At 57.6% G+C, this 17,929-nt stretch carries 21 protein-coding genes; 4 read left to right on the top strand and 17 right to left on the bottom strand.

The window, feature by feature from the left end:
* Window positions 1-14: 14 nt before the first annotated feature.
* Both NTW95_07640 and NTW95_07635 read right to left on the bottom strand, forming a co-directional pair.
* The gene (locus NTW95_07640) at window positions 15-1,391 is read right to left on the bottom strand and encodes a pitrilysin family protein (protein ID MCX6557282.1); all 1,377 of its coding nucleotides are present in this window, start codon (window positions 1,389-1,391) and stop codon (window positions 15-17) included.
* Window positions 1,388-2,716: a pitrilysin family protein gene (locus tag NTW95_07635; GenBank protein MCX6557281.1), complete on the bottom strand. Its 1,329-nt coding sequence runs from the start codon at window positions 2,714-2,716 to the stop codon at window positions 1,388-1,390. The genes NTW95_07640 and NTW95_07635 overlap by 4 nt, the downstream gene beginning before the upstream one ends.
* Window positions 2,717-2,779: 63 nt before the next feature.
* Here NTW95_07635 and NTW95_07630 point away from each other — a divergent pair, with 63 nt between their 5' ends.
* The gene (locus NTW95_07630; GenBank protein MCX6557280.1) at window positions 2,780-3,301 is read left to right on the top strand and encodes a flavin reductase; all 522 of its coding nucleotides are present in this window, start codon (window positions 2,780-2,782) and stop codon (window positions 3,299-3,301) included.
* A 12-nt stretch (window positions 3,302-3,313) separates the two neighbouring features.
* Here NTW95_07630 and NTW95_07625 read toward each other — a convergent pair whose 3' ends face one another.
* From NTW95_07625 to NTW95_07600, 6 genes are all read right to left on the bottom strand, one after another.
* Entirely contained in the window at window positions 3,314-3,637 is a 324-nt protein-coding gene (locus tag NTW95_07625) for a YciI family protein (protein ID MCX6557279.1), read from the bottom strand.
* Window positions 3,627-4,637, bottom strand: coding sequence for a proline iminopeptidase-family hydrolase (locus NTW95_07620; protein ID MCX6557278.1), 1,011 nt, complete (start codon window positions 4,635-4,637; stop codon window positions 3,627-3,629). The genes NTW95_07625 and NTW95_07620 overlap by 11 nt, the downstream gene beginning before the upstream one ends.
* A 44-nt stretch (window positions 4,638-4,681) precedes the next feature.
* Window positions 4,682-5,251, bottom strand: a complete 570-nt coding sequence (locus NTW95_07615) for a hypothetical protein (GenBank protein ID MCX6557277.1) — start codon at window positions 5,249-5,251, stop codon at window positions 4,682-4,684.
* Window positions 5,230-5,469, bottom strand: coding sequence for a hypothetical protein (locus NTW95_07610; protein ID MCX6557276.1), 240 nt, complete (start codon window positions 5,467-5,469; stop codon window positions 5,230-5,232). Before NTW95_07610 ends, NTW95_07615 begins: the two co-directional genes overlap by 22 nt.
* Window positions 5,470-5,571: 102 nt before the next feature.
* Complete coding sequence (locus NTW95_07605; protein ID MCX6557275.1) at window positions 5,572-5,829, bottom strand: hypothetical protein; 258 nt, start codon at window positions 5,827-5,829, stop codon at window positions 5,572-5,574.
* Between the two features lie 232 nt (window positions 5,830-6,061).
* On the bottom strand, window positions 6,062-6,520 hold the full coding sequence (locus tag NTW95_07600) for a DUF3795 domain-containing protein (protein ID MCX6557274.1): 459 nt from the start codon (window positions 6,518-6,520) through the stop codon (window positions 6,062-6,064).
* Between the two features lie 217 nt (window positions 6,521-6,737).
* Between NTW95_07600 and NTW95_07595 the strand changes: the two genes are divergently transcribed.
* Window positions 6,738-7,016, top strand: a complete 279-nt coding sequence (locus NTW95_07595) for a DMT family transporter (GenBank protein ID MCX6557273.1) — start codon at window positions 6,738-6,740, stop codon at window positions 7,014-7,016.
* A 157-nt stretch (window positions 7,017-7,173) separates the two neighbouring features.
* Here NTW95_07595 and NTW95_07590 read toward each other — a convergent pair whose 3' ends face one another.
* From NTW95_07590 to NTW95_07580, 3 genes are all read right to left on the bottom strand, one after another.
* Window positions 7,174-7,809, bottom strand: a complete 636-nt coding sequence (locus NTW95_07590; protein MCX6557272.1) for a hypothetical protein — start codon at window positions 7,807-7,809, stop codon at window positions 7,174-7,176.
* A gap of 204 nt (window positions 7,810-8,013) precedes the next feature.
* A complete protein-coding gene (locus NTW95_07585) occupies window positions 8,014-9,681 on the bottom strand; it encodes a hypothetical protein (protein ID MCX6557271.1) in 1,668 nt (555 codons plus the stop codon).
* A complete protein-coding gene (locus NTW95_07580; GenBank protein MCX6557270.1) occupies window positions 9,678-10,199 on the bottom strand; it encodes an ABC transporter ATP-binding protein in 522 nt (173 codons plus the stop codon). Before NTW95_07580 ends, NTW95_07585 begins: the two co-directional genes overlap by 4 nt.
* A 240-nt stretch (window positions 10,200-10,439) precedes the next feature.
* On the opposite strand from NTW95_07580, the gene NTW95_07575 reads away from it, so the two are divergent.
* On the top strand, window positions 10,440-10,667 hold the full coding sequence (locus tag NTW95_07575; protein ID MCX6557269.1) for a hypothetical protein: 228 nt from the start codon (window positions 10,440-10,442) through the stop codon (window positions 10,665-10,667).
* Window positions 10,668-10,709: 42 nt separating this feature from the next.
* On the opposite strand, the gene NTW95_07570 is transcribed toward NTW95_07575, so the two are convergent.
* The 5 genes from NTW95_07570 to NTW95_07550 all read right to left on the bottom strand — a co-directional run bounded on the left by NTW95_07570 (window position 10,710) and on the right by NTW95_07550 (window position 15,566).
* Window positions 10,710-11,135, bottom strand: coding sequence for a hypothetical protein (locus tag NTW95_07570; GenBank protein ID MCX6557268.1), 426 nt, complete (start codon window positions 11,133-11,135; stop codon window positions 10,710-10,712).
* A gap of 90 nt (window positions 11,136-11,225) precedes the next feature.
* Complete coding sequence (locus NTW95_07565) at window positions 11,226-11,507, bottom strand: hypothetical protein (protein ID MCX6557267.1); 282 nt, start codon at window positions 11,505-11,507, stop codon at window positions 11,226-11,228.
* The gene (locus NTW95_07560) at window positions 11,504-11,872 is read right to left on the bottom strand and encodes a DUF2089 domain-containing protein (protein MCX6557266.1); all 369 of its coding nucleotides are present in this window, start codon (window positions 11,870-11,872) and stop codon (window positions 11,504-11,506) included. The genes NTW95_07565 and NTW95_07560 overlap by 4 nt, the downstream gene beginning before the upstream one ends.
* Before the next feature lie 296 nt (window positions 11,873-12,168).
* Window positions 12,169-13,236 (bottom strand): metallophosphoesterase, encoded by a 1,068-nt coding sequence (locus NTW95_07555; protein MCX6557265.1) that lies wholly within the window; start codon window positions 13,234-13,236, stop codon window positions 12,169-12,171.
* Between the two features lie 146 nt (window positions 13,237-13,382).
* Window positions 13,383-15,566 carry a carbohydrate binding family 9 domain-containing protein gene (locus NTW95_07550; GenBank protein ID MCX6557264.1) on the bottom strand — a complete coding sequence of 728 codons (2,184 nt, stop codon included), beginning with the start codon at window positions 15,564-15,566 and terminating at the stop codon, window positions 13,383-13,385.
* Window positions 15,567-15,907: 341 nt separating this feature from the next.
* On the opposite strand from NTW95_07550, the gene NTW95_07545 reads away from it, so the two are divergent.
* Entirely contained in the window at window positions 15,908-16,918 is a 1,011-nt protein-coding gene (locus tag NTW95_07545) for a sialidase family protein (protein ID MCX6557263.1), read from the top strand.
* Between the two features lie 109 nt (window positions 16,919-17,027).
* On the opposite strand, the gene NTW95_07540 is transcribed toward NTW95_07545, so the two are convergent.
* A partial coding sequence (locus tag NTW95_07540; GenBank protein ID MCX6557262.1) for a nitronate monooxygenase occupies window positions 17,028-17,929 on the bottom strand: 902 nt, incomplete at its 5' end.

Here is a 17,929-nt window from a genome sequence, read left to right as displayed (position 1 = left end):
TTTCGTAAAGCTTCTTAAAAATCGGCTGCGCCGATCTTCTTTATTTTGAAGTCACCGAACTTGGCAAGCTGGGCAAAGATCTCTTCGGCCCTACCTACGACGACCAGCACGAAATTCTGATCGGAGAAATACTTTCCGGCCACGGCGTCCGCTTGGGGCTTGGTGATTTTGCCGATGCGCTCGAGCAGCCCGTCGTAGTAATTGAAGCCGAGCCCGTAAAAATCGAGGGTGAGATAGGAGCGGGCCTTGGCGCCGAGGTTTTCCAGCGTCGGCGGAAATTGGCCCAGGATATAATTCCGCGCGCTCTGGATCTCTTCTTCGCCGAAGCCTTCTTTCTTCGCCTTGGCGATCAGCTCGAGCGTGATGTCGAGCATCTCGCCGATCTGGTCGTTTTTGGTGTAGGAAAAGGCGTTGAAAATACCGTTGCCGCGCCATTGCTGGAAGCTGCTGCTGACACCGTAGGTCAGGCCGCGCTTGATGCGCAGCTCGGTGTTGAGCCACGAGGTGAACCGCCCGCCGAACAGGGTGTTCATCACCTGGGCGGCGGCGCTGATGTCGTCTCCCATGCCGAAGCCGGGAAAGCCGAGGCCGAAATAAGCCTGGGTGGCGTCGGGCTTGTCGACCAGGATCAGGACCTTGCCATGAGGAGCGGGGAACTCGGGAAGCTTGGCCGCCGGGGCGGGCACGGACTGTTGCCATTTGCCGAAGGTCCGGTTTAAAACTTGCTTGAGCCTGTCCGGCTCAATATCGCCGGCCACGGCCAGGACGGCCTGCTGCGGGCCGAGATATTTCCTGTAATAATCCCTGACCTGGCCGACAGTCATGGCGCCCAGGGAGGTATCGGTCCCGCCGGCCAGGTGGCCCAGCGGATGCGTCCCGAAATACGCCTTGCGGAAATACAGCCGCACGGCCTGGCCGGGATTGTCCTTGGCGGCCTTGAGCGAGTCGATGCGGTTTTGGCGCTCTTTTTCGAATTCCTCCGGGCTGAAGGCGGGCTTGAGCATGCAGTCGGCCGCGATGCCCATGAGCCGGTCGAAATGCTCCGCCAGGCAGCTTGCGGACAGGTTCATGTATTCATCCGCGGCCGAGATGTCCAGGGCGGCGCCGAGGCTGTCGATGTCTTCGGCCACCTGCACGGCGGTCTTGCCGGCGGCGCCCTTGAGCATGAGGGCGGCCGTCAGGTTGGCCAGCCCTTCGGCCGGTTCGAACGCCGTGCCGGCCCCCTTGACCAGCATGCGGGCCGCCACCAGCGGCAGGTCCTTGTCCTGCAAATAATAGACCGTCAAGCCGTTGTTGAGCTTGAATTTCTGGGGTGTTGGGAGGCTGTTCGCGCCGCAGAGCGGCAGGATGGCGAAGGCAGCGATGATGCCGATAAGAATTGCTTTTTTCACTTGGAACCTCCTTCCGGGATGAGGACCCCGACCGTTTTGTTGTTTTCCGAGAAATACTTGCCGGCCGCTTCCTGGACCTGCTTGAGGGTGACGGCTTTATACGGATCCATGGCCTTGAAGATGTGCTCGTAGCCGCCGTAATAGATCTCGCTTTGGCCCAGCTTGTAGGCCTTGCCGGAAATGGTCATCAGCGGGTTGTAGAAATCCATGCGCACCGAATTGAGGGCCTTCATGAGCTCTTTTTCGGCTATGCCGTCCTTTTTGATCCTTGCCAACTCTTCCTCGATGGCCTTCTCGATGAGCCCGGTGTCGACTCCCGGCCTGGGCTTGACCGCAATGGTGAAGAGGAGCGGGTCGATCGACTGGCCGATGCCGCCGCTGACATCGATGGCCAGCTGGTCCCGGGCGACGAGCCGCTGGTAAAGGCGGCTGCTTTCGCCCTGGAGCAGCGCCATGCCCAGGACGTCCATGGCCGGGAAGTCGGGGTCGGTCGCGGCTGGCGCGTGATAGACCTGGAGGAAGGACGGCGTCTGGGCCGGCTTGTGCACCACCACGCGGCGCGGGCCCAGCTGCGACGGTTCTACGGTGAGCACCGCCGGCGGCTCGGGCCCCCTGGGAATGGCGGCATAGTATTTCCTGATCAGCTCCATGATCTTCGGGGTCTGGAAATCGCCGCAGACGACGATCACGGCGTTGTTGGGCGAATAGAAGGTGCGGTAATAGGCGATGATCTCGTCGCGCTTCCAGCTGAGGATGTCGCTCATCCAGCCGATGACGTCCCAATGGTAGGGATGGGCCATGATGGCCGTGGCCCGGACGGTCTCGCCGAGCAGGTTCTCGTTGTTGTTCTCGACTCCCATGCGCCGCTCCGAGGCGACGACACTGCGCTCCGACTCCAGGACCTTGGGGTCGAAGATCAGTCCCTGCATGCGGTCGGCATCGAGCTCGATCATTTTCTCCAGTGCGGCCGCCGGGTACCAGTTGGTGTAGCCGGTCATGTCCTCGCTGGTGAAGGCGTTGTTGGCGCCGCCGCTGGCTTCCATGATGCGGTCGAATTGCCCGGGGCCGTTGGCCTGAGTGCCGTTGAACATCATGTGCTCGATGAAATGGGACACGCCGGTCAGGCCGGGCCGCTCGTTGCGCGAGCCGACGCGGAAGAACGTGTAATAGGCGATGTTCGGGATGTCGTGGTCTTCGAGGAGGACGATCTTCAGGCCGTTGTCCAGCTTGTGGACGGTGATGTCCCCGGGGCGGAGCCCGGCCGCGAGTGCCAGCGGCAGGCTTAGCAGCAAAACAATAACCAGGACATGGGTCAGACGTTTCATGGAACCTCCTTGACGAAAAAAAATTATACCACAATGGTGTATAATCCGCCCTGAGGAGGACATATGATCGCGCCCATCAAAACCAAGGACCTGGTTTTGCCCTCGGTCGATATCTGGTTCAAGCGCTGGTTCGTGCTGACCGCCGGCCGCATGGAAAAGTTCAACTCGATGACCGTTGCCTGGGGCAGCATCGGCGGCATGTGGGAGATGCCTTTCGTCCAGGTCGTGGTCCGGCCCACGCGACACACCTTCGGCTTCATGAACGACTCCGCCACCTTCACCCTGTGCTCGTTTCCCGCCACGTACCGCAAGGACCTGGCCATCATCGGCAGCAAGTCGGGCCGCGACTGCGACAAGATCGCCCTGACGCATCTGACGCCGGTGAAGTCGGCGGTTGTCGCGGCTCCTTGTTTCAAGGAAGCCGACCTGGTCATCGAATGCCGGAAAATATACTGGCAGGACCTCGACGACCGGAATTTCCTCTCCGACAAAATCGCCGTCCAATACCCGCAAATGGATTATCACCGCGTCTTTTTCGGCGAGATCCTGCGCATTCGCGGCAGCCGGGAGTTCAGGAAGAAATAACCCGGTCGCTATCTATTTCGGCGCGCAGAAGGGGGCGACTTGGACGCGGCGGATGTCTATTTTCTGCCACACCTTGCCGGCGATGTAAGGTTCCCGGCTGAGCCACTGTTTCTCCATTTCTGCCTTTGACTCGAACTCACAGACGATCATCGAGCCGCACATTTTCCCCTCGTCATTGAGGATGCCGGCAGCGTAGAGCCATTTGCCGGCGTCGTGCATCTCCTTGCCCACCTTCAAGTGCGCCTCCCGCACCACCATCCGCCTAGCCAAGGCGTCCTTGTCGTTCCCGTCATAAGCGATCACCGCGAACTGCATGGTTTCCTTCTTATTGCTCACGCGAATGGAGAAAGCCGTCCACCGCCGCGTTGAACAGGTCGGGCTGGTCGACGAAGGTCATGTGGCCGCTCTCCGGGAGGATGACCAGCTTCGAGCCGGGGATTTTTTCGTTCATCGTCCTGGCCAGCGACGGGTCGCTTTCGTCGTGGTCGCCGACCGTGATCAGGGTGGGTATCTTGATGGTCGGCAGACGGTCTTCGTACTCGACCGAAACGAGGTTGCCGTCGATGACGAACTCGCCGTGCGAGCCCCACATCTCGCGGTACAGGTCCCAGGCCATGGAGCCGTTGGCGGCCGGGTCGTAGTTGGCGTCGGGGCGCTTCTGGTACAGGTAGGGGAAATAGCCCTCGCCCCAGGAGGCGATCATGTATCCTTGCGTGTAGCGATTCTTCTCGTAATCCTTGCCGTGGCCGTACAACCCGGCCTTTTCCATCTTTTCGATCCGCGCCAGGAGCTCGGGCGCCATCTTCGCCTTCATGGCCCGGAACACTTCGTTCAGCTTGCGCGTGCTTTGGAAGGTGCTGCACAGGACCAGGTGGGCCAGGTTTTGCTGATACTTGATGGCGTAGGCCTGGGCCAGGACGCCGCCGAAAGAATGGCCCAGCAGGTTGATTTGCCCCAGGTTCAATTTCTGGCGGACCGCCTCGACGTCCTCGACCATGGCTTCCACGGTGTAGGCCTTGGGGGCCTCGAGCTTCTGCGACTGCCCCGAGCCGCGCTCGTCGATGAATACCAGGCGGTTGCTGCGTAGCAGCGGCAGCAGGTAGGGCAGGAAGTAGTCGTGGGAGGCACCGGGGCCGCCGTGGAGGATGAGCAGCGGCGCGCCGCGGCCGACGATCTTGTAGTAAATCAAAACACCATTGGCGTCGACGAAACCTTGCTCAACGGCATAAGTTGTGTCCGCATTCTCGACGGGCGTGCTTGCCTTTTCTGGCGCTTGCCCGCAGGCGACAGCCAGCAGGGCCATGACGGCCAGCAAGGCGATTGAATTTCGTTTCATGTCATACCTCCTTGAAATGTCGGCAGCTTGCGGGGCCTCCACGGTCAGGGAATGATCCTGGCTTCGCCGGTCAGCTTATTGAAAAGGGCGGTAAGATGCAATTGCCGCACCCACTCGGTCAAATATTCCATATTCAGTTTCGGGTATTGAACTTCATATACCTTCAAAGCGTCCAGATAATGCTTGCGGCTGCCGCCGCAGAGTTCCGACCAGCGCAGCTTGGCCAGGATAGTATCCTCGGCGGATGAGATCCAGACATTTTCTCCAAGCAGTTCGAATTCTTGCCGGCGCGAAAACCGGCTGCGATCAAATTCACTTTCGGTCAGCATCCAGAAATCGACCTTGTCGCCTTCCCGCAAATCGATCACATTGAACATCGTTAGGTTCTTCAGCGCCAGGGGGATGCTTTCGCGGTCAAGATAAAATTCCTTGTCCGGGAAGGCCTTGACGATGCCGGGGATGTCGGACGGATGGATGGAAATGATAATATCGATATCATGGGTCGAACGCGGTTCGCCCTGAATGCTTGAAACCAGAGAGCCGGTCAGCATGTAAGGGATTTTCTGCGCGGATAGAATGCCGGCGATCTTCTTCAGTAAATCTGATTGTGACACCGTTCTAGCCTCTCCTGGATCAACTTTTTGAGTTCGATGGCATCGAGATCGGGAAAGCGCTGGCGCATGCCCGATATGAAAAGTTCCCGGGTCAGGGCGGACAATTCGAACGCCTTGAGCAAATGCTGTTCCGCGGTCATGCGCCGCAGCACGTTGATGTAAATATCATGGTTGGGTCTGGGTTTCATATCCGTCGAGCCATCGTTCCCGATATTCATTGCAATAATTATACCATTTTTAAGGTTTGCTTTGGAATATAATGAATTTGGCGACAACTATCGCGGAAAACGTGGTCCTCAACCACAAATGAATCAATCGCATTATTTGCGATTTTCTTTTAAAAGCTTCAGGGTGTTCGCGACCAGCTCCCAGCCGCCGGGGTCGCCATGGCCGGGGACGATCAGGCGGTTGGCCGGCATCCGCCATTTCTCCTCCATTACCTGATAGGTCACATGGCGCCAGATGCCTGGAGCCAATGGGGATACCTCGACGTCCTTGCCCAGTTCGATCTTCTCCTGGGCGCGGACAGGCAGGACCAGTGTGGCCAGCAGAAGAACGAAAAGCGCAAGTTGTTTCATTTTATTTTCCTTTCACCGCGTTCAGAATGCGGGCGGGTTTCAAACCCGCCCCTACACCCGGAATTGAATTCTCTAAGGAAGGGTTTGATGAATCAAACCCCTACACCCGGAGATAGTTATTTGGAATTCTTTTTGTCTTCACCGTCAACTGTACACCGTACATCCCCTTCGGGGACAGACAAATTAAATCCGGTCACGAAGTGACCGGATAATTTGTGCTGCCGTACGTCGATTACGTCCCTTTCCTCAGCCCATTAAGCACAGCCCTTGCCTCAGGTACCTGAGCCAGGAACGCATCGAGCTTGGCGCACGAATACTCGGGGCAGTTGGCGCAGGTGGCAACTTTCTTCTCGCGGGCGCACTTGCGGATCTCGCAGGTGTTGCAGTAGTTGAACAGGGGCCCGGTGTCGCTCTGGCAGCCGTTACAGTTGATGTCCGCGGCCTTGATGTCGGACTTGAACATCTCTGACCACTTCTTGGCCGTCGCGGCGCGCAGTGCGTCGTCGTTCTTCTGCGTGGCGATGTAGGCCGGGCATTCGCTGCACACGATCCCGCACTTGGCGATCTGCTTCTTTTCTTTGCCCACTTCTTTTTTCACCTCATCGCCCTTTTTCCCGAACAGTGCAAATGATCCCACTCCAGCTAGAACGATGGCAAAGCAGCTCCTGAAAAACTCTTTTCTTGTCGACATGTTTTTCTCCTCTAAAAAAACAATTATAGCAAAAGGGGTTTTGTAAAGGAAATGGAGTTGCAACTTAAAATCTATCCTAAAATCAAAAAGTAATAATGAAAGACCTGACCCCACTGCCTCTCTAAAATCAAAAAGTAATAATGAAAGACCTGACCCCACTGCCTCTGCCTTTTTCATCGATCGCCCCTTCATCGTCAAAGTGCTCTCCCTGGGATTGATGGAATACGGCGCCGCCGCCTTCCTATCGCTGGCCTGCACCATCCTGGCCTACAGCCTCTGGAATATCGCGGTCAAGCACTGGCATGCATCCAATGTCTCGTTGTTCGTCAATATAAACCCGTCTCTAACCGCGATATTCTCGTATTTGTTTTTCGGCATCGGCATCACATTTTATTTCTTCGTCGGCGGAACAATTATGCTGGCGGGGATATTGATAGCAACACTTCAGAGAAAAACCGCCTTGCCTGACGAGACTATTCCGGATGTCGGTGGGTGATGGATTACAGACGGCTCTGAAAATAAAATTTTAATTCGCAAGCACCAAATCCCAATTGCCTGAACAAAGGCATTGAAGATTTTCTTTTGTAGGGAACGCAAATTTGCGTTCCCTACTTCAAAGCTTGCAGATCATTCTCCTGCCCGGCAGCGAACGGTTATTTTTTTCCTTGTCTCCTTCGGTCCGCATGAAGGGCCTGCACCAACCCGCTGCTGGCAGCGGAACTGGCGCGCACCAATTCAAAGGTTCCGGTCCAGCCGCCATCCTCGTATATCCAGGTGCCGGTGATCTTGTTCTTGCTGACGAAGGTGCCGGTATGGGTGTAGTAATCGTTTGGCCCGAAATCCAGGTAATCGATAGTGAAAACGACATTCTTGCCATTGACCGTGTAGGTTCCCGGGATACTCCAAATTGTCAGCGTGCCGCTTGATTTGTCGCCGCTGAAAACCACCGGCTGGTTGCTTTCCACCCAGGTGGTGTCCCCGTCGTCTTTCCAGCTGTAGCGCCATTCACCGACGATGTTGTAGTCGGACTTGAAGACAACCAGGATCAGAACGGCGGCCACGGCGACAACGCCCACGCCGATGAGGATGATGGGGACAATGCTTTTTTTCGCGGCCGAGCCGGCGCCCCTTCCCTCTTCTTCAATATAGCGCGGCCCCTGGTCGCTGTTGGCCGAACTTATTTTTTCCGGAGCGTTGGCGGCAGCCATGGGCATGGTTGAAATTTGCAGCAGCCACACGAAGGTGAAAACCACCAGCCAAGCGATCCATTTTTGTTGTTTTTTAATCATGCTGTTCCTCCCTTCCGGAGCATTATACATATTTTCTTTTGCAATAAACAACAAAAAAAAATTATTATCTGTTTTCGTTAGGGAACGCAAATTTGCGTTTCTGCTTCCTTTTTACCGTCCGCTGTCAACCGTATGCCGTCTACCGAGTTCGTCCTTGCCTTTTCTATTCCCTGAACCCTATACCCTGTCCCCTACACCCTTTTCTTAAGTCTCTATCGTCGCGTAGCGTTTGTCGGCGAAGCGAGCCAACAGGAAAATGGAAGTAGCGGCCAGCAAAGAGAGGATAATGAACAGCACAACGATCAGCCCCTTGTTGTCCAGGCCGGCGCGGCGCAACAGCCGGAAAACATGATAAAAGCCATAGACGATGGCGGCGTCGACGGCCATGGCGATGACCACGTTCAGGTTCTGCTTGATGGCCCGCTGCGGATTGGTCCATGACAGCAGCGGCCGGGCCAGGTCGACGGCCATGTTCATCGCGGTGAGCCATACGCCGGCAACGAAGGCCAGCAGGGCGGCCGGGAGGATGCTCTTCCAGCCCAGGCCCAGGGCCAGCCAGGCGGTCAGCGAGCCGCCCAGAACGCCCAGGGCCGCGACCAGGTAGGAGTGGAGGAACTTGCCTGCTGCCTGGCGACCAGGAGAAACCGGGATGACCTTGGAGATCCAGAAATTGCGCCCCTCGCGCGAGAAGGTCGACGAGGCGGTGCCGTTCAGACAGCCGCAGGCGACGAAAAATGCGGCAGCAAACATGGTCTCGGCCATGCGGTTTCCCGAGCCCAGGATCTTCAGGATGGCCAGCGAAGACGAACCGGCGCTGGTGCGCACCATGAAAAAGAGCATGACCGGGACCAGGACGACTGAGAGGATGCCGTTGAGGAGAAAAATGGGGGTGCGGTTCATCAGCTTCCACTCGCGCGAAAAGATGGCCTGCCAGGCTTTGCGGCCGTTGGCGAAGCCGTTGGCCAGGGCAACGGCGGAAAGCTTTTTGCGGCGAACGGCCATTTCGGACAATCCGATCAGGCCGCGATAAAAGAGCTTTTCCGAAACCCACAGCAGGAGCAGCAGCACGGCGATGGAACCGCCGGCATATAAGACCAGATATCCGAACCCCGGGGCGCTGAAGCCTGCGGCCAAAAGACGCGAGGCCCAGATGCAGGGCGGGAACTTCTCGCCCAAAAGTCGCGCCAGGCCGTCGGCGGCGCCGAAGAACTTCACCAGCTCCTCGGGACTGCGGTTGCCGGCGAGGCCGAGCTGCAGGAAGAGGACACCAGCCAGCAGCGCCAGCGAGCCGGCCAGGATGAGGAAATCCTTTTTGCGGCTGACGTTCACCAGGCGCATCATGGCCATGACCAGCAGTCCCGACAGGGCCAGGGGGATGACCGGCAGCAGCAGGAAGACGAGTACGGCCAGGGGCCAGTAGGCGAGGGGTTTTGCCGCCATGACGCCGTAGACGACGAAGGCCGGAACGACGATGAGCAGGGCGGTCAAATACTCGTTGACCAGGATGACGCCGAACTTGGCGCCGATGACCTCGAAGGGGCGGGCCGGCAGCGCCACCAGGAACTCGAGGTCGCGGGAAAAGTAAAAAGCCGAGAGGACGTAGAAGAGGCCGAAGACCAGGATGAAAAACTGGCCGACCAGTATGGCCAGGGTCAGCATGGCCGTCTCCTGCCCGGCGGCGCGCAGGATGGCGAACAAGCGGCCGAGGCCCTTGACGTACAGCACGACGACCGGGAGCAGGCTCAAGAAACCGATGCCGGCCAGCAGCACCAGCCAGAGGTCCTTTTTTTCCTTTAAAACCTTGTACTTGAGCAGGGACAGGCCGAAGTTCTGGCGCAAGCCGGCGCCCAGGAGGGCGAAGAGGCGCCTCATGGCTCGGTCAGCTCCAGGAAAATGTTCTCCAGCGACTGCGACTCGCCGGCCTGGCGGCGCAGCTCGTCGAGGCTGCCGCAGGCGATCAAGCGCCCCTTGTGGATGATGGCGATGCGGTCGCAGAACTTTTCGGCGACCGCGGCGCTCAGCTCGAACTTCTCCAGCCAGCGGCCGGCGCGCTCAGCTCGCACGCCTGCCGGCACGCCGTAGACATCGGCGATGAAGTTGAGGTATTCGAGGCCGGTGAGGCGCTCGTAGATCTCCGGCTCGTCGGGGACGTAGGCGGTGACCTTCTTGCAGGCCAGGGTTTCCTTGCGGTTGTCGCGGCCCTCGACGGCGATCGTCCCCGAGTCGGGGGCGAGGATGCCGACGATCATCTTGATGGTCGTGGTCTTGCCGGCGCCGTTGGGGCCGAGAAAGCCGAAAATCTCCCCGGGCGGGACGGCCAGGGTGAGATCGTCGACGGCTCGTATCGAGCCCTTGTTGTAGCTCTTGCAGACATTGCGCAGTTCGATCATGTTGCCTTCCAAACGGGAGCGGATTCGAGGTTTTTACCTTACCACCAAGGCGGGAATGATGTCAAATAACTATTCCAAACAAAGAAGTAGATGGGTAGAAGGGTAAAAGGGTTGATGGGTCAAGCAAAACCGCAATATTTCGCTGTCATTGCCGTTGCCCCTTCAACTCATTTACCCATCAACTAATGCCGCTCTCTTCGTTTTGGCATTGGAACCTGGTGCTTGTTTGTAATTTGATGCTTGGAATTTGAAAATGGCAACCATCAATGCCCCTTAATCTTTCTTTTTGCCCTCGGTCGGTGGCGGGCAAGGGATAAACAAGGGCAGAAGGAAGGTGCCGAAGGGGAAGAGGGGGAAAGGAGCATGCGGGTCCGCGACCAGGGTTTTTTCACCCTTATTCTTATATTTTTTCTCTTCGGCCTTTTTACCTTGTTTGCAGATATTCATCATTCTTTTCCTGAGTTTTAATCTTTTGTAGGGGCACGGCGCGCCGTGCCCCTACGAGTTTTGCTATTCGCAGAATACCCTGACTTTTTCCTTGCCCTCGACCTCGACGGTCAGGTCGTTGAGGTGGACCAGCAGGGCCTCGATGTCCTGGGGGTTGAAATGGCTTAGGTCGAAGGGGACCCCCTTCTCCTTCATTTCGTTGTTGATCTTCTCTTGGGCCTGGGCCGGGATGAAGCTGGCGAACTTCAAGCCGGCGCGCACCAGATTGAGCGGCACGCGGATGTTGACCCGGTCGCCCTTGGGGTTGTCGGCCGCCGGCTCGACCAGCACGCGCAGGTACTTGGGGCCGGGCTTGCCGGCGGCGTCGCTTAAAAGGGTTCCCCCTTCGCCGGCGCGCTCGGAGACAGCGGCGAGCAGCTTTTCGGCGTCGTCGACCGATATCTTCTTGTCGGCCAGCATTTCCAGGATCTTTCTTTTTTCCTCGTTCATCGTTTCCTCCTTATTAGTACCTTAAAACAAATTTACTTGTTAAAAAACGAGAAAATTTGTATTCTAAGGTACTTATCCTGCGTAGCAGGATTAGCGCAAAATGACATGGGTGATCTTGTCGTGCTTGCGGCTGGAAATGTCGAGCTTGAGCCCCGACAGCGAGCCGATCATGACGAAAATTTGAAAATATATTTGCAACAACGGCTTGCCCCAGCCCCAGGGCCAGGAGAGCAGCGCCGTCAGCAGCACCAGCGGCAGCAGCAGGAGCAGCAGGGCCGCTAAAAGCAGCCAGACGAGAATGATCGGGATGGGCAGCGCCAGGCGGCGCTGCCCCTGCTCCTCGACGCGGATCCACAACCAGAGCGGGATCATGGCTTCTTCTCCAGTTTTTTCAGCGTCTCGGCGACGTCGATCTCGCCCTTTTCGAGGCGGCCGAGCAGCTCCAGCGACGACGGCGGCGGGTTGATCTCGACGTACTCGAGCTGGGCGGCGATGCGGTTGAGGCGGTTCTTGACCGTCGGGTAGGAGATGCCGAACAGCGCCTCCATCTCCTTGATCGAGCCGTGGCAGCGCAGGAAGGCTGTAACGAAGATCTGATCTTCCTCGGTCAGCCTGGCCAAGGGCGGAAGCTCGAAGCTGCCATCGATGGCCAGGTCGCGGCCGGTCATGCGCACCCGCTCCACAGTCAGGGGATTGCCTTGGGTCAGGCGGGTCAAGTCTTGCCAAGTGCTTGCCATGGCGCCACCTCCATTGATTTTATGAATAATATATAGCATTAAAATTTGATTTAGTCAATATAAATATTAATATAATTAATATTTATTAAAAATTTAATCAATTTTGTAATGTTTGCAATGCTTAGTAGGGGTTCAATTTGCTCTTTGAAAATCTCGTATTGAACCCCTACAAATGAAAGATATCTGTCTTGGTAGGGGATGCAAATTTGCGTCCCCTTCATGAAGACATTATCTAAAATCTTCAATAATGTTATTGGAATTTGGGATTTGTGATTTGAAATTTTATTCTTATGCAGTTACCCCAAAAGATTGATTCTCGTGAAAATGTACTCCAGGTCTTCTTCCTTCAGGACCACGCGGTAGAAGTCGCTGTTGTCAAGCTGCTGCGGTTGGTAGCCTTCAGACTCAAAATATTTGGCCGATTTGCGGCGGTCGAACCAGTAGACCAGGGCAACGCGGCCGCCGACGATCTCGATGGCGGTGATGCCGTGGCGGCCGATGCCGCAGCCCGAATTGAACAAACAGGGCAGCAGCGGGCCGTCGTGGTAGAGATTTTCGGAGCTTTGGGTCCGGTGGTCCTTGTGCTGCAGCTTGACGTATTCCTCTTTCAGGAGCGTCAACTTTGATCCCAATTCGAACTTCTCTCCGGCTTTGGCTTGCGGGAACTTGCGGCAGAGGTTCTCGATCTCGATCTTCAATGTTTCGAGGCGCGGCAGGGACTCGAACAAAGGCCGGTGGGTGTGGCCGATCAGGGCCATGAGCTTTTTCGCGCGGGCAAAACCGTACATGCGCCTTTCCACGCGAAAGCGGCGGCGGCTGCTCTCGGCCACCGTGTAGTTGCCGAAGCCCAGCGGGTGGAGCAGCCAGCGCAGGAACAGAATGCCCAGGGTTTGGAAGGCCCAGTTCAGGTGCGAGGTCTGGTGGCCGTGCACGATGAAAAGCAATTTGTCGCGCCAACGGACCTTCAGAGATTCAATGACCGGGAAAGGCAGGTCGCGGGAGCGGCGCCGCAACAGCGACAGGTCGTGGTTGCCGACCAACTTGATCAGGGCGTCGCGAGCGGCGAATTCGGTCCAGACGCGGTAGATGTCGCCCCAGCTGTCCATGATGCGTTTGATCGGGAAGCGGGCCAGTTCCTCGATGTCGCCGTTGAGGATCAGGGTGAAATTTTCCTCCAGGTAGCGGTTGCGCAACACGGCCAGGAAAAGCTCGCCGTTTTTTTTGAAATCGTCGTTGCCGCCGCCGTCGCCCAGATGCAGGTCGGAAAAAATGACCATTTTTTGCCGCGGCCCCAGGGACAGCTCGGGAGCGGTGCGAAGCAAACGGTCCAGCTTGTTTTGCAATTTCTTAGTCAGAATTTCCATTGGTTCATCGGTTTATAAGCATAGCAGACAACAATTTAAATTGCATCAGCTTAAAGGGTTTGATGAATCAAACCCCTGCATTAGGAATTATAACCTGTTTTTTCTTCTCACGTCACTCGTCACTCGTCACTCGTCACGAAGTGTCTTTATGGCCTGATGGACAATGACAGCTTGAAGACTCCGCGCTCCTCCCGGGGATAGAAGCGGCTGGCCGGGTCCCAGCGCCGCTCCCAGTTCTTGTTGTAGATCAGGGCGATCTCGTTGCCTGGCGAGACGCGCCACTTCAGGCGCATGCTCCAGCCCAGCAGCTTGGAGATGCTGTCGTACTGGATGTAGTTCATGAAGCCGATGTCGGGCGAGAGAAAGATGTCGGCCTTCAGCTGGTAGACGTTCTCGTTGAAATCGCCCTCCGGGAGCCGGCCGCGCACCAGGTTGACATCTAGCCCTAGGTTGGCGTAGCCCTTGTACTTGAGGGTCAAACCGAAGCTGAAGTTGTCGTAGTGCCCCGAGTAGAATTCGCCGAAATCGATGCCGGCGTTAAAGACCCATTTCCGGTGCGTGGCGCTGCTGATGCTGATGCCCAGGCTGGTGAAACCGTAGTCGCCGGCTTGCAGGATGACCCCCTCTGACACTTCGAATTCGGCGGGCAGGATGTCGCGGTTGGCCGTGAGCTTGAAATTGAGCTGCTCGCCGCTCTCGGTCTTGAAGCTCATGGGGGTCAGTTCCACGCGGCTGGTTTCGAGATTGCCCTGCAGGTCCCAGTAAAAATCGCCACTGACGTTGAAAAAGAACTGCCGGACCAGTTCCTTCAGCCAGTTCGCGGCCGGCCGCGGCTGCAGGGCGACGCGCAGGTAGAAGGTCTGCATGCTCTGGCGCAGCATGAAACCCAGCCCCGGGTCGAGCGCCGCGCCATACCAGGCGTAGGTGCTCTGGATGTCCCAGAGGTCGTTGGGATAGTTGGCCCGGAAGCCGAAGCCGGCGTGGCTGCCCTCGGTCTTTTCGTTCCAGTTGAAGGCCAGCCAGGCGGCCAGGTTGAGGTTCTTGTCGCCGAAGAAGCGCGAGGTGGCGTAGCGAAAATCGGCGCCGAGCAGAGTGTTGCGCTCGCCGGTCGGGCTGCCGTTGGTCAGGATGAAGCCGACCTTGCTCTCGCTGAATATGTCCCGGGTCACGCGCAGGGCCAAAAAGTTGCGCCCTGGCAGCCCGGAATATTTTTCGGTCTGCACATCGAGGAAGGCCAGGTTGGTCTGGCCGATCTTGCCGAACACCTTGCCGCCGAAGAGGACCGGGACCTGCTCGCCCTGGTACAAGCCGATCTTGCGGCTGAAAAAAGGCTGGAAGCTGACGCTGGAGCTGAAGCTGAAGGTCTCCGATCCCTCAAGAAAGAACATGCGCTTTTCAGGGAAGAACAGCGGGAAACGAGTCAGGTTGATGCGCCGCTCGTCGGCCTCGGTCTCGGCGAAATCCATATTGTAGCTGAAGGCGCCCACCAGGTTGGGGGTGAAATTCTTGTAGATGTCGAAACCGCCGTCCAGCTTCCACTGAAAGCCCAGGGTATCGGCATGATTCTTTTCGACGCTGAGCAGCCCGTAGGGGCGGATGGTGATCCCCTTGCCCTGCTTGACGCCGCTGATGCCGGCCAGGGAGGCGGCGGCCATGGGGTTGAAGAAATTGCTGTCGCGGTCGGTCCCGGCCAAACGGATCTTCTCGTTCTTGCGGGCGATGAATCTTTCGATGTTGATCCCCCAAGCCGGGAGGCCGGCGCGGAACTGGATGGTCTTGAAGGGGATCTTCAGCTCGGCGCTCCAGCCCGTGTCGTCGATGCGGCCGGCCGCGTCCCAGATGCCGTCCCAGTTGAGGCTGGCGCTGCCGCCCGAGGCCAAGCCCTCGCCGCGGGCGCCGCGCGGGTTGACGGTGAAGAAGTAGCCGCTGCGCTTGTCCAGGAAGGGATCGATCAACACGCGGACGACATCGTCGTTGCCGGTGCCGACGACGCCCTGGCCGCCCCAGCCGTGCGCTTCGTAGCCGTTGTCGTGGAGCATGGAATGGGCCGTGATTTGCCCCGGTGAGCCGTCCAGGCAGCGGATGCCGATGTAGAGGTTGGCGTGGTCGTAGACGATGCGCAGCTCGGTCCGTTCGCTCGGCTCGCCGCCGGGGAGCGGGTCGGCCATGCGGAAGGCGCTGAATGGCTCAACCGAGCTCCAGGCAGGATCGTCCAGGCGGCCGTCGATCCTGGGGCCGTTGGTCACGCGCACGGCCCGAACCTCAACCGCGAAAACAGAGGGCGCCAGCAGGCAGGTCAGGAACAGGAAATTCGGGAATTGTCGCTTCATCGCCGATCCTTTTTTTTATGGAAAATTCTTTACATTCGCAGCCAATGGGTATTGTAATCCAGGGGGAGAAATATTGCAAATCGCTATTCCAATTCCCCGACGCCACATTTCAGACAAGCACCAAATGCCAATGGCGAAATGACGAGAAAAAGATAAACGGCGCTTGCACAACCAATCAACTCATCCCCCCACCCCTTCTCTTCCCCAAGAGAAGGGGAGCAGATATTTCCCCCTCTCTTTGCAAGAGAGGGGGGATGGGGGTGAGTTTGCTGTGAACCAATTCCCCTGTTTTTGCGTAAAAACGCCATTGGTCTTCGCCGCACGGCCAAGGAGGAGGAACCATGAAGTATACGCTGACGATTTTTTGCCTGCTGGCTTGGCTGGGGGGTGTTTTTTTGCCGGCTGCTGAAGAGGACCCGTCCTGGGCCTATCTCGGCCAGAACCCGCCCGGGGCGGTGCCGCAGATTTTCGCCCCCGGGATCGTGAATACGGGCTTGTTTACCCGCGATCTCACCATGACCCCCGATGGGCGCGAGATCTATGTCTGCGTCGTCCTCGGCCAGTACAAACTGAGCAACATCGTCTGCTGCCGTTACGAGAACGGCCGTTGGAGCGCCCCGCAGGTGGTGCCCGGGCTGGACCAGCCCGGCGTCCATTACGGCGAACCGCATATCTCTCCCGACGGGCGGAAGTTCTTCTTTATTTCCGACCGCCCGGCTCCGGGGAAAACCTCCGATAAACATGACGATGATATCTGGGTCATGGAGCGCCAGGGTGCCGGCTGGGGCGAGCCCAGGAACCTGGGCGCGCCGGTCAATACCCCGGGCGGTGAATACTTTCCCGTGACCACAATGGACGGCACCCTCTATTACACCGGGCCCGACACGACGGGCAAGGGCGAGGCCATTTTCCGCAGCCGCTGGGTCGACGGCCAATATGCCAGCCCGGAGAGGCTGCCGCCGCAGATCAACGCCGGCAAGGCGCGTTACAACGCCTATTTTTCCCCAGACGGGCGTTTGGCCATCGTCCCCATTTGGGGCTTGCCCGACAGCCTGGGCGGCTGCGATTACTACGCCGTATTCCGCAATGCCGATGACAGCTGGAGCGAGCCGGTCAACCTGGGGGCGGCGATCAACACCGCGGGCAGCGACGAATACGCGGCCAGCCTGTCACTGGACAGCAAGTACCTTTTCTTCATGTCGGCGCGCATGCCGACCATTGAATCGATGCCGGCGCCGCTGACCTACGACTATATCGCCGGGCTGCACCGTACGGCTCCCAACGGCAGTCCGGCCATCTATTGGGTGGATGCTTCTTTCATTGAGAAGCTGAGGCCAAAAAAGACAAAGTAAAAAGGTAAAAGTAAAAAGGAAAAAGTAAGAAAAATTGAAATAGGAAATGTACACGCAATTTTCTTACTTTTACCTTTTATCTTTTTACTTTTACCTTGATAAATTTTCTTCATACTGTTTTCATCTCGGCTACCAGTTCGGCGAATATCTCCTTGACGGTCGTGATCTTGTCGACCCGGTAGGCGTTCTGGCCGCAGAATATGAGCCCGTTTTCCACATCCCCGAAATAGGAATTCAAAAGCACCTTGGCGATGCAGTAATTGGCTTTGTCGGCTTTACATGCGGTCAGGCAGCGGTAGGGGCATTTCACCGGAATTTTGCCCTTGGTTTCCAGGTCCTTTAAAAAATGATTGCGGATGGCACGGCCGGGCATGCCCACCGGGCTATCGATGATGACGATGTCTTCCTCTTTGGCGTCCAGATACGCCTGCTTGAATTCAGTGGAAACGCCGCATTCCAGGGTGCAGACGAAGCGGGTGGCCATCTGCACTCCGGCGGCGCCCAGCTTCAGCATGCGGGCGATATCGCGGCCGTCGAAGATGCCGCCGCCGGCGATCACCGGGATCTTGCGGCCGTATTTGTCCTCGTACGCTTTCACCGCTTCCAGCAGGCCCGGCAAAAGGCGCTCCAGGGAGAATTCCTGCGGCTGCGCCAGCTGCTCGTGCGAAAAACCAAGGTGTCCGCCGGCCAGCGGCCCTTCCAGGATGAAGGCGTCGGCGGTCCGGTTGTAGCGCTTGTCCCAGACCCTCATGATCAACTCCGCCACCCGCGCCGAACTAACGATGGGCACCAGGTTCACCTCAGGGTCAGGGACCAGCTCGGGGAGTGTGGTCGGCAAGCCGGCGCCGAAGACGATGATCCTGATTCCCCCGCTGACGGCCGTCTTGATCAGGTCGTTGACGTTGCTCAACGCGCCCATGAAGTTCACGGCGACCGGTCCGCTGGTCATCCTTTTCACCTGGTGGATCTCGCGTTCCAGCGCTTCATGGGAAACTTTTTCGTATTCGCTTA

It is taken from the genome of Candidatus Aminicenantes bacterium, from assembly GCA_026393795.1.
Lineage (GTDB): Bacteria > Acidobacteriota > Aminicenantia > UBA2199 > UBA2199 > UBA2199.
This window is presented reverse-complemented; position numbering and strand designations above follow the sequence as displayed.